Raw genomic sequence first — 12,323 nt, forward strand, 5'->3', positions numbered from 1 at the left:
AAATAATTATTGACAAACAAAAAAGCCTCATAAATATGAGACTTTTCTAAACTTAAATGTTATATTTTTTAATTATCAACATTAGAAGTTTCATCTCCGATATTCCAGGTCAAACCGAAACGAAGCGTGTTATCTAAAGCTGTATTAATTTTAGACATATTGATCAGATAAGAAATATCAAGTCCGAAAGAACGGTACTTCAAACCAATACCTGCTGTTGCGAACTCTCTGGCTCCCTGTTCAGGGCTTTCGCGGAAATAACCAGTTCTTACTGCAAAAGCATTATCGTATGAATATTCCAATGCACCACTATACATGATACTGTTCTTGTTTTTGAAAGACTTTCCGATTCCCGCAATAGGTCCCACATTTGGTACCGCATACATAGGCTGTCTGGTATTAGGATCCATTCCTACGAATTCTGATCCCGGAACTAAGATTTTAGAACCTTCTACGCTGATCCCGATTTTATTAAGGTCGTCCAGATACATATCATAACCAACCCCTAATCTTGCCATGGTAGGTAGATAAGATCTTGATTCTTCATTTCCTGTGTAATCCAGTTTCGGACCCAGGTTTTGAATAGCAAAACCGGCATTCACTTTACCATCATATCCTCCGATACTTGAAAATCTTGGAGAGGTATAGTATCCTGAAACGTCTACCGCAAATGAATTGGCAGGTTTTAATGTAGTATCTGTGTTGAACCCTCCGGCTAAATCTGAACGGATGAATCTACCCGTTACAGCCATTGAGTATGAATCTGAAAGCTTTAATCCATAAGCAACATCAATAGAGAATTCATTTGGTTTTGATGTTCCCATTGAAGCTACTTCGCTACCTACTAACTGAGTCAAGTCTACCTGTCCCATGTTGAAGTAATAAATACTTGCTGAGATCGTAGATCTTTCATCCTGACCTAAGAATTTATGGAATGCACCATATAATAGAAATACGTCATTGGTTAATTTTCCCATATAAGGGGTGTAGTTAAGGCCTACGGAAGAACTCGTTCTGCTAAAAGGATATTTCGCTGCATTCCAGAATTGTGAAAATGCATCCGGAGAGGTAACGACACCCTGATCACCCATACCTCCAGATCTTGCATCTGGTGCAATTCTTAGAAATGGAGCTCCGGTCAATACAGGTCTTACCTGCCCCAGATCTTGCGAATAGCCTAAAAAACCAGCACTTAAACCAATTCCTAAAAGCAGTTTAGTAGTTAAATTCATATGTTGTCTTTTATATATTATCAGTTTTTTATTAATATTATTATTATCCTTATTTTATTTTACTTCAAAAGTACCATTTTTTCTACAGCTGTGGCACTTCCTTTGCATTTTTCTTGGTTTTGACTTTTTGCAAATATCTTAAAAATATATGTTCCCTTCCCAACAGTTGCCCCAAAATCGTCTCTTCCATCCCATTCAATTGCCTGACGTGGCGTTCTAAAGCCCTGTAGGAACGGTTCTGCAACTACAGCCTGTGATAAAGTTCTTACCAATTTTCCTGTTATTGTATAGATCTGAACATTTACATTCAGAATATCATCACAATTATGCTCAAACTGAACATACGTTTTATTGGTAAACGGATTCGGCCAGTTAAGAGGTCTGTTGATTACCAGATGCTGATCCGCTTCATCCTTAACTTCAAAGTTTAACGTTGCAGATGTAGAATTATTGTTTATATCCCAAACTTTAAATGATAATTGATGCTGACCTACCGATAAATTCCTGAAAGGGTAGGTTACATTTCCTTTCTGATAATCTGCAAGACTCGGACTCAGACATCCATTTCCTTCTCCCGAAGAATAAAAATCGTTTAAAACAATAGTATTGATGATCTGGCCATCCAAATATACAGTAATATCATGGCCAATACCGGATCCTGTTGAATTTATTCCTGTATCATCTGTGATACAGGCAAGCAACATCGGATTCTGGTCTGTAATACCTCCATCCGCAAAGTTTGTATTGTTCATGTACAGCTTTACCTTAGGGGGCTGGCTGTCATTAATTCCGTTCGGGTTAATATCTCCAACCTGTACCGCCTGATTATTGAATACGTCCGTAGCTTTATTGTCAGCATATCCGAGGATTCTTCCTTCACCTACGGCATAATTAATATCTTTCGGTACATAAAATTCTACAGTGAATACCCCATTCACAGCAGTACCTGACGCCTTCACAATAGCACTTCCTTCTTCAGTATATTCAAGGATAGGGGTGAGATTTCCGTCGTTATTCAATGTTTTTTTATTAAGCCTCTTATCGAAGATATTGATAACCACTCTTCCGTTAAAAGAGGTATTAATACTTCCGTTTGTATTGTTGATATGTCCTTTTACTTTTACAAAGTCCAGACCTCTGATCAGTCCCGGTACCGGAGTTTCTATAGCATCGATTACCAATAACCTTTTTGGTCTGCTTAATTTCATAGCAGGATCACCCAGAAGGTTTACTTTCAAGTGGTCTGCTTGCGGACCTTTTTGTCTTTTAGCATTTAAATGGGCAACACCAAGGGTTTCAAAATCATCATTCACAAGTTTGAAAATATCTTTGGTGTAAAGGTCTGTAAAATCACGACCATAATCCACACCAATAGCACGGCTTGAGGTGATCATTGTTGCCGGCCCTCCCTGTTTCATTTTTAGAAAACGTTCTCCGGCAGAAAAGGTTTCCGGTTCATCCCAGAGCGTAAATTCACAAGTAATCGTAGACACGAATGGAAATCTGCTGTACACATTAGAAAAGTTATTGGCATTATTGATCTCATCAAGGGTTAGCACTCTTTCCTGAGCCCATCCGCTGATTCCTCCATGTCCGAAATAAAACAGGTACATACTGTTTCCGATATCATTGGAGATTGCCTGGTTTACCTGTGGGTATCTTTGTCCACCTGCTGTACTCTGAGCCTGAAAAGCATCCAGATAGAGTTTTCTTACATTATATTCTTTAAGATTTGTAGATCCTGGCTGTTCGAAAACTGTTGCTAATGTAGTGTTCATTACATCATGGAAAGGACCTCCGCCATCATCATCATCATCTACTACGAAATCAAGCTTCATACGCCATTCCCCAAAAGGAGTTGACTGCCCCGGTAAAGAATTGTAATATGCAAGGGTTTTATCCATCATTACCGCTGCTTCAGTAGCATTTGCCGCAGGAAGTCTTCCTACCGGCACATCAGGTAAGTTATTCGGGATCGAAGCAGAAGTTTGTGGTTTTGTCATTACGATATAATCATCGGTAACAAACGAAGTAATGAAATCTGAAGACTGTTCACTTTCATAGCTGGATACCACATTGGAATTGTTAGGAACCCTATTTTTATAATCGTAAGAGGTATCACCCAGAATAAAGACATACTTTAAACTTCCCAGTGGTGTATTTAATTTGGTTATAAAATCACGGATAGCAGTAAGATCTTTACTTCCGCTTCCAAATTCATTATAGATCTTATTAACATCTACAATCTGTACATTATAATTATTTTTAGTCTGATGGTAGTTGGCAAGCCTTTGAGCCTGGGACATCATTTCAGGGACTGTAATAATCAGATAATCTACATTTTGTAATCCCGAGAGGTTCTGGTTGGCAATTCTCTCTACGAATTGAGGAGAATAAGCGGCATCAGCCTTAAATGCAACAAATTCGTTATTGAAATTTAAATCAGAAGTAATATACCCGAAATTAAAATTACCACTTCCCGTTGCTTTGTTGACTCTTCTGTTGGCATTGGTGATATCCGTGACATCCCAGATCTGTTCCAATCCCGCCGTATTGCTTACACTGAATCCATAACTGGTGTTGGATCCGCTTACAAGGGAAAAATCCCTGAAATTCATCTGTGACCCGTTATATCTAAGGTCTTCTTTATATTGAACTTCGGCATAATCAAAATAAAACAAACCATTAGGATTTGTTGCGATGTTCGGTTTGTAGTTGATCGTAAGCTGATTGCCACTTAAATTGGTAACATCTCCAAAATAAACATATGGAACATAATCAGGGTCCGTTGAACCGGACGAAAAAGGCTGAGCATTTTGATTATTAATATCAAAAGTTATACTGTTTCCCTGAGACTTATATCCAATTACCCGTGTTCTGTATTTTACGGGATCGCCGCCCAGGATTGGAGTGGTGAGGTTAAAAGTAACCGATTTGTCGGTGGTAAACGGAGCTTCTTCTGTCCAAACCCTTCCGACTTTCATGATGTTTTTCTGATCATTATTGATCACCTGGTAATTATCAAATCGTGTAATTAGTGGGGAAGCCGGCAGGTTGGCATCTATAGGCTGAACCCTTTTTCCCGCACCTTTATCAAAATTGATGTAGTAATAGGAAAAATCTTCATAAATATTCTTTACGTTTTCACTGCGGTCAATTCTTTCTTCCGCTCTTTTGAATCCTTTACCATTGGAACTATTATACAGATTGTATCCATTAGGTCCCTGAGCATAGAATAGGGCATAATCATTATCGTTCCATATTCCATCATCTTCACCCACTACCTGTATGGCGTTTTCCTGAAGAGCACTGTATTTTACATCCTGGTTATATTCCGGTAACATGATTCCTCCGTTCCCATATATCCTGAAATTTCTTGGATTTACAGATGAAGGATTGATCCCGTTATCCTTTAAAAACTGAGTGGTAATTTTAAAAATACCGGACTTGTCTACTTTAATTTTATAAAAAGCGCCGCTAGCCAAAGGGTTGTTGGTCGTTCCCACCTTAGCTGCATTCATCATCTGATTAGAGCCGTTTCCTTCTGAAATTTCAAATGATGAAAGTCTTTGTATTCTTCCTTTTACATTTTTAAACAGGCCAACATGTACGCTGGCGTATTGTTCCCCTTCTGAGTAATAATAAGAAACATTAGAAACATCATAATCAGGTAATGCGTTTTTGCTTAACTCAAATAGCTCCCGGTTTGAAACTGCTTCCCAAACTAAATTGGAAATTTTTAATTGCTTTTCACCTATTTTTTGTGTGGTTATTATAAAAATGTTATTTTGGCCATATGAAAATCCCTTATTTTTAAAATTGGGAAGATTGATTTTTGTGTCTCCAAAATCTTGAATTTTTGATCCATCCCACTCGATGGTGATTCTTTGAGCATAAATAGTTGATACAGAAGTTAATAGAAGTAAAAACGTAATTATTTGTTTCATGTTTGTTTTTGAAATTACTAAATTACAAAATAAATGAAAATTTTATAATTAAATTGCGATACAATAAAATTAATTTGTTAACGTTTTTCAAAAAAATCAAATGATTACTTGATTTATTGAATAATTTATTTTTTCTTTGTACTTTGAAAATATTTATATCGACTATGAAAAAACTAAAGTTGTTTTCATTAATAGCATTAAGTTCTACACTTGCATTAACCAGTTGTGGTGGATCAGGTACCAACAAAGGTGGAGGTACTAAAAAATTTATCAGTAAGACGGGTTGGAAACCAAACGAAAAACAAGGTTGGTTTTTTGCAGGAAAGCAACAAAAACAGAAAGGTTGGCCGGGGATGGTATATGTAGAAGGTGGAACTTTTACAATGGGATTAGTGAAAGATGATGTCATGCACGATTGGAATAATTCGCCTCGCAGAATGCAGGTAAGTTCTTTCTTTATCGGTGAAACAGAGATTACTAACTACGAATACCGCGAATACCTTACATGGTTGAAGTATGTGTTCCCACCTAGTGATCCAAGTTTTAAGGAAATCTATAATGGTGCCTTACCAGATACCTTATTATGGGATAACAAACTATCTAGAAATGATTACAACGAGACGTATTTCCGTTCTCCGGAGTTTGATTACTATCCGGTAGTAGGTGTTTCCTGGACTCAGGCAAACAGATATTGCGAATGGTTAACAGACAGAGCTAATGAAAAAGCTTTAATGTCTGCAGGGATCATCGCTAAAGATTTGTATATCAACGAATCCAATAATCAAGGAGGAACTGCATTTAACATGGATAAATTCAAAGCGAATGATCCTGAAATGCAAGGATATATTAACGAACAAAGAATGCAGCAAAAAACGGGTTTGAAAACAACCAACCAAAGATTGCTTGCTGCTAACAGAGCTCCAAACTCTGCAATGGTTCAGAAATTCAGACTTCCTACAGAAGTTGAATGGGAATATGCAGCGCTTGGTATGGCTAAAAACAGAGAATATAACCAATATCTTGGAAAGAAGCCTGAAATTGAAAGATTAAGAGGTACCAAAGGAAGAGACAGAGGAATGTTCCTTGAAAACTTCAAAATGGGTAGAGGAGATTACTCAGGTATCGCAGGTTGGAAGAATGACGGTTCTGCAAGAACTTCAGATGTTAGACAATATCCGTCTAACGATCTTGGAATCTATGGAATGTATGGAAACGTGTCTGAATGGACAGCGGATGTTTACAGACCTATTATTGATGAAGATTTCAGTGACTTCAATTACTATAGAGGAAATATGCCTCAGGCTGTTGTAAAGAACGGAGACGGAACTTACAAAATGGTAGATGAAGGAAGCATTAAATATGATACTTTAGCTGACGGAAGATTAGTTTACAGAAACTTACCTGGACAGTTTGAAAGACAAACAATTGCTGATTACAGAAATTACAGAGACGGTGACAGACAATCTTCTTTAGAATACTATAAAGCCGGAGATTCTGCAACAGCATATGATATGTACAACTCTCCTAAACAAAGATTCATTGTAGACGGAAGCGGTAAAGTAATACTGCAAAAAGATACCAGAGACAGAACATCTGCTATGTCTAACGACATCAGAGTAGTAAAAGGTGGTTCTTGGCAGGATACTGCATACTGGCTGGATCCGGGACAAAGAAGATATAAAGATCAAAACAGAGCTTATGGCTGGATTGGATTCCGTGTCGCTCAAGATGCCAGAGTTGCTGACAAGAATAGAACTAGAAGATAATATTTATCAAAAAATAATTGAAAAAAACCTTCCTAAATACAGGAAGGTTTTTTTATTTTTGAACTATGAATATAGAACAGTTTTATCCTTTGTTTCTGCAAGCTAATAAAGTTACTATTGACAGCAGAAAAATAGAAAATAATGATATTTTCTTTGCCTTTTCAGGAGATAATTTTAACGCAGCTACTTTGGCAGAAAAGGCTGTTTCCGAAGGCGCTTTGGCAGTAATTGTGGAGGATAAAGAATATGAAAATACAAATGGAAATATCTTCTATGTTCCTTCTACACTGGATTTTTTACAGGCTCTTGCCATACATCACAGAAATAAGCTGAATATTCCATTCATAGGGCTTACTGGGAGTAATGGAAAAACAACTACAAAAGAACTGATCCATGCTGTTCTTTCTGAAAAATATAACGTGCAGTATACCTACGGTAATCTGAATAACCACATCGGAGTTCCTCTTACCATTTTATCCATCAGACCTGAACATGAAATGGCGGTAATAGAAATGGGAGCAAATCATCAGAAAGAAATAGAGCTGTTATGTTCGCTATCGAAACCTGATTTCGGATACATTACCAACTTCGGGAAAGCACACCTGGAGGGATTTGGTGGATTTGAAGGGGTGATCAAAGGAAAATCCGAATTGTATGACTATCTGAAAACATTCCATAAGACTATTATTGTTAACGAGAATGATGAGATACAGCGCGATAAAACAGAAAATTATGATCCTAAAATCACATTCGGAAAACCAGATTCGGATTATTATTTTGAGGCCTTTTCAGAAAATCATTGTGTAGGTTTATCTTATCAGGGGACCAGAGCATTATCTAAGCTTACAGGGAATTATAATTTTACAAACCTTTGTGCAGCAGTTAGTCTGGGGCTTCATTTTGGAATAGAAATTAGTAAAATACAACATGCTATTGAAAGCTATACGCCGACCAATATGCGATCCCAGATCGTAAAAAAAGAGGGTAGGACACTTGTTCTGGATACTTACAATGCTAATCCAAGCTCAATGACGGCCTCTCTAAATAACTTTGTAACTTTTGAAGGAGCCAAGGCCATTATTATTGGTGATATGCTTGAGCTGGGAAATGAAAGTGAACTGGAGCATCAGATCATTTTAAAACAGGCATTGGACCTGGGTTTTGATCAAATCATCACTGTTGGCAGAAATTTTAAGCAAATAAATCAATCAACACTATCTTTTGAAAATACCCAGGAATTAATAGAATACCTTAAACTGAATAAAATTCAATCAGAGAATATTCTATTAAAAGCTTCACGGGGTATATCGCTGGAAAAAGCGCTGGATTTTATTTAGGCTGGCCGTCCCTGAATTCAGTGACGATCAGACGAATGTTTTTAAAAGTATTTGGAAAAACTTCATTTTCTATTTGAGTGTTGTTTTTCCATGCTACCTCTGTAATACCTTCTTCAATCTGAGGTTTAGAAGTGTCTTCACCATTAAAATTCATTTCGAACCAATGGGTACATTTCAGGATTTTTTCACCGTTTCTTTCTACGTAGATATGGTAAGTGGTGTTGATGAATTTTACTAATTCAACATCCTTAAGTCCTGTTTCTTCCTCGATTTCCCTAACAGCAGATTCCTCACGGGATTCTCCTTTTTCCATTTTTCCTTTGGGAAGATCCCATTTGCCCAGTCTTTTGATGAAAAGCATTTCACCTTTGCTGTTATTCACAAGCCCGCCTGCTGCCTCAATAATTCTGAAGAGACTCTGAAATTCTTTCCAAATAGTATCAATATCGTCTCCGAATACATTCAATTCTTTTACAGATGTATTTTCAAGAAGATCTAATGCGATTTCAAAAGTTGTGAAGTTCTCATACCTTACATTTTTTTCCAGGTTTTCAGACTGTTTAGACAGCAATAATTTTTTTTCGTTCACAAAAACTTTATACATTTGTAAGAATTTAAATACAAAAATAAAAAATGAATTTAGAAGGACGAAAAATTATTGTCAATAAATCATCTAAAGAGTTGGCGGAACTATTAAAAACACCAGACAACTATAAAGAATTTATGCCGGACGGACTTCAAAAGTTTGAAAGCAGAGAAGATGGATTTAAATTTGGACTGCAGGGGATGCCGGAAATTGCTTTAAAAATAGATGAAGTTACAGACCAAAAAGCTGTTTTGAAATCGGCAAGTTCAAGTCTGGATTTTTCATTAACAGCAACTTTAAACCCTGTCAATGACAGCCAAACGGAAGTACAAATGCTTTTTGAGGGCAAGTTTAATCCATTTATAAAAATGATGGTAGAGAAGCCTCTTCAGAATTTTATCAATACCTTAACGGATAAGATAGAAGCTTACAAGTAATATATAAACCTTCAGAAATGGAGGTTTTTTTATGCAATGATACCGGAGCTGTGATCTTTAAAGCTACCCGTAGCAGAGGATAATACATTCACTTGCTGGTTGAGTCGTAAGATCCCCATAAACGCAAATATCAATGCTTCTTTATAATCTATAAGCTGTTTTTCAGGAATAACAATTTCTGCTTTTGTTTTTGCCTTTATCTTTTCAATCAGATAAGAATTATGGGTTCCGCCACCGGTAAAAAGAATGTTTTTCAAGGCATTCTCATTGATAACTTGAGAAATTTGTTCGGCAATATGCTCAGTGAAGGTTGCCAGGAGATCAAGGGTTTCAATATTTTTAAAACTGTTAAAGATATTTTCATTACACCATTCAATACCTAAGGACTTAGGGTATGGTTGTCTATAGAAATGGATTGAGCTTAGTTTGTCCAGTAAAGCTTTGTTAACAGTTCCTTTTTGGGCAAGTTCACCATTTTTATCAAAACGTTTACCTGACTGTTCCGCTAATTTATTCAGAACAATATTTACCGGAACGATATCAAATGCTATTCTTCTATGATGAGACTGAAATGAGATATTTGAAAATCCTCCCAGGTTAAGACATGCGTCATATGTTGAGAACAATAGTTCGTCACCAATCGGGACCAAGGGAGCTCCATTTCCACCCATCAAAACGTCCTGTGTCCTGAAATCATAAATAACAGGTAATCCCGTTTCAAGCTTTATGGCTCTTCCATCTCCGATTTGTAGGGTGAACTTTTTCTGAGGCTGATGAAAAACGGTGTGCCCGTGAGAGGCGATAAGGTCAATGTTTTTTAATTGATGAGTTTCTATAAACTGATGAACCTGTTTTCCCAGATAGTAGCCATATTCAGCATTGAGCTCCAGGAGTTCTTCAGCGGATAGATGAATAGAATTCCTCAGTTGCTCTTCCCAGGTCTCAGGGTAGGGAATGGTTTCGGCAATTACAATCTGAAAACTCCACTGCTCCTGCTTTTCAAACCGGACAAAGCAAATATCCAGTCCATCTAAACTGGTACCCGACATTAAACCTATCGCTCGGAAAATCATAGAAATTATTTTTTGGATTCGGACAGTTGTTTAGAGCTGAAATCTCCGGAACTGTTAAAGAAAGTATATTCAGAGAAGTCATCCTTGGCGGTCATTCCGTTGGCGCCTACAAGCGTAGAGCCATCTTCCATCGTTACATATACGGTATCTTTGGTGTAAATACGGTTTTTCCTCTGATCCCAGTAGATGCTCTGCATGGCAAATCTTTGTCCTTCGTTGGTGGTAATTCTCACATTACCTTTTGCCTCATAGAATTTTTTATATTCGAAGATCCGTGCGTATTTGGCAGTAATTTTTCCCGGTACCTTGGGCTTTTTCTTATCAAAAAATTCAATATTGATTCCTTTTCGGGCAACTACATACGGGCTATCTATGAGCTCGTACTTTTCAATAATAGGAGCTAACGCCTTTAGTGTGACGAATCCGGAATCTCTCTGGATGATACGGGCATTATTAATGATCTGTGAAGGGAAATTTTTGCTTTGATTGCCGTTTCGTTTGGTAAGATCCTCTTCACAGGATGTCAATATAAAAAATATAGCACAACTAAAAAGGCATGCTATATTTTTTTTATATGATAAGTTTTTAAACTTCATTTTAGTTGTATAAACTCTTTCTGAACCACTTGTCAGCAAAATTAAATCCTACCCTCAGGTTGATGAAATTCTGGTTGATCAGGTTGTCTTTTAAAGTTCCGCGCTTACCAAGCTCGATACCCAGTTCCAATCCACTCATTCTCGTTATACTACTGGTTTTGAACGGAAGCATTACCCCTGCTGAAATACCAAATTTGTTAATGCTGTTATTACCGATCTTCAAACCTCCTCTTTCATAGAATGCACCATAACGGTATACTACTCTTGAGAAATAGTTTCTGAAGTTATTGTAGTTAGGTAAATACCAACCACCGGCAGATATTCTGTAGGTATCCTGGAAATCAAATGTTTTTCCAAAATAAGAAATGGTTTCTCCTTTTTTATAATCAATCTGGCCCGAAACGAACCATTGGTTTTCACTTCCATATCCAACCCCTAAAGAGGCTTGTACGGGTAAAAGATTTTTAGAGCTTGTGCTTTTCTGTTCTATGATCTGCTCCTCTTTTTTCACATCGGCAGCATAGAAATAAGTACTGTTTGTATAATCGGTAGTCATATTACTTGTGTTTCCAAAAGTAGTAGTGGCACCAATGGTTAGTTTTTTATCAGTACGGGTATTCAAATGCTGGTAGCTTGTCCCTAAAGTAAAATTAAAGTTTCGAACATTATTTTTGGTCTCGTATCCATTGATCAATTGACTATCAGCAGTAGTGATCTCGTTAAGATCATACAGATTACCGAAATAATAATTCGCTCTTAAACCTAAAGCAAATTCATTGCTTACTTTATAAGACGCAGCTATCTGTGCTGTATTTAATGTTCCTGTTCCTTTAAACCGGTTGGCAAAAACAGTTCCATCAGTGGTCGTGCTGGTATTAACAATATCATAGCTCTTTGAGCTGTAAGGTTGATAAGATAATCCCATTTTCACCTTTGAGGAGATAGGAAATGCTAATGAAATATTGGATAAATACGTAGAATGTTTGGTAGACTTCGTATTGTTATAATTCGTTTTGAAATAGTTGTTTTCGTTCGTCGCTTCAAGCTTAATACTGGTCAGTTCGAAATTCGTATTGTTTGCTGGATTGGCAAAATTGAAATTACTCGTGAAATCACTTATAAAAGCCGTTGAAATGCCACCCATAGAAGCTGTTTCAATCGTATTATCATATTTTACATCCCCGATTCCGTAAGTTGCATATGGTGAATTACTTAAACTCTGCGCATTAAGGAAATAGCCAACAGAAATGAATGATAGTACAAAGATTTTTTTCATTCTTTATTTTTAAAATAATGCGCAAATATCTTAAATATTAATGAATTGTAAAAATTTCATGAGGTTAAAGTTT

9 protein-coding genes are annotated in these 12,323 nt (G+C 36.8%); 3 read left to right on the forward strand and 6 right to left on the reverse strand.

All coding sequences use genetic code 11. The features are described 5' to 3' along the window. Positions 1–68: 68 nt before the first annotated feature. The gene (gene porV / locus AC0INN_RS01440; RefSeq protein WP_172277261.1) at positions 69–1,232 is read right to left on the reverse strand and encodes a type IX secretion system outer membrane channel protein PorV; all 1,164 of its coding nucleotides are present in this window, start codon (positions 1,230–1,232) and stop codon (positions 69–71) included. 59 nt (positions 1,233–1,291) lie between these two features. Next, the gene (gene porU, locus AC0INN_RS01445) at positions 1,292–5,179 is read right to left on the reverse strand and encodes a type IX secretion system sortase PorU (protein ID WP_172277264.1); all 3,888 of its coding nucleotides are present in this window, start codon (positions 5,177–5,179) and stop codon (positions 1,292–1,294) included. Positions 5,180–5,343: 164 nt separating this feature from the next. On the opposite strand from porU, the gene gldJ reads away from it, so the two are divergent. Together gldJ and AC0INN_RS01455 are read left to right on the forward strand one after the other, a co-directional pair. Continuing rightward, complete coding sequence (gene gldJ, locus AC0INN_RS01450; RefSeq protein ID WP_172277267.1) at positions 5,344–6,945, forward strand: gliding motility lipoprotein GldJ; 1,602 nt, start codon at positions 5,344–5,346, stop codon at positions 6,943–6,945. 65 nt (positions 6,946–7,010) lie between these two features. Beyond that, a complete protein-coding gene (locus AC0INN_RS01455) occupies positions 7,011–8,282 on the forward strand; it encodes a UDP-N-acetylmuramoyl-tripeptide--D-alanyl-D-alanine ligase (RefSeq protein WP_306611334.1) in 1,272 nt (423 codons plus the stop codon). Here AC0INN_RS01455 and AC0INN_RS01460 read toward each other — a convergent pair. Then, positions 8,275–8,886 carry an NUDIX hydrolase gene (locus tag AC0INN_RS01460; protein ID WP_172277275.1) on the reverse strand — a complete coding sequence of 204 codons (612 nt, stop codon included), beginning with the start codon at positions 8,884–8,886 and terminating at the stop codon, positions 8,275–8,277. The two genes, AC0INN_RS01455 and AC0INN_RS01460, sit on opposite strands and share 8 nt — an antisense overlap. A 29-nt stretch (positions 8,887–8,915) precedes the next feature. Between AC0INN_RS01460 and AC0INN_RS01465 the strand changes: the two genes are divergently transcribed. After that, positions 8,916–9,305 (forward strand): SRPBCC family protein, encoded by a 390-nt coding sequence (locus AC0INN_RS01465; RefSeq protein WP_172277284.1) that lies wholly within the window; start codon positions 8,916–8,918, stop codon positions 9,303–9,305. 29 nt (positions 9,306–9,334) lie between these two features. On the opposite strand, the gene AC0INN_RS01470 is transcribed toward AC0INN_RS01465, so the two are convergent. From AC0INN_RS01470 to AC0INN_RS01480, 3 genes are read right to left on the reverse strand one after another with little or no spacing between them, the layout of a single operon-like run. Next, positions 9,335–10,378 carry an anhydro-N-acetylmuramic acid kinase gene (locus AC0INN_RS01470; protein WP_306611337.1) on the reverse strand — a complete coding sequence of 348 codons (1,044 nt, stop codon included), beginning with the start codon at positions 10,376–10,378 and terminating at the stop codon, positions 9,335–9,337. A 5-nt stretch (positions 10,379–10,383) separates the two neighbouring features. Further along, the gene (lptC, locus tag AC0INN_RS01475) at positions 10,384–10,974 is read right to left on the reverse strand and encodes an LPS export ABC transporter periplasmic protein LptC (RefSeq protein ID WP_273647368.1); all 591 of its coding nucleotides are present in this window, start codon (positions 10,972–10,974) and stop codon (positions 10,384–10,386) included. Position 10,975: 1 nt separating this feature from the next. After that, positions 10,976–12,250: a hypothetical protein gene (locus tag AC0INN_RS01480; protein WP_172277293.1), complete on the reverse strand. Its 1,275-nt coding sequence runs from the start codon at positions 12,248–12,250 to the stop codon at positions 10,976–10,978. Positions 12,251–12,323 lie beyond the last annotated feature (73 nt).

The sequence above is a fragment of the Chryseobacterium subflavum genome (genome assembly GCF_055762745.1).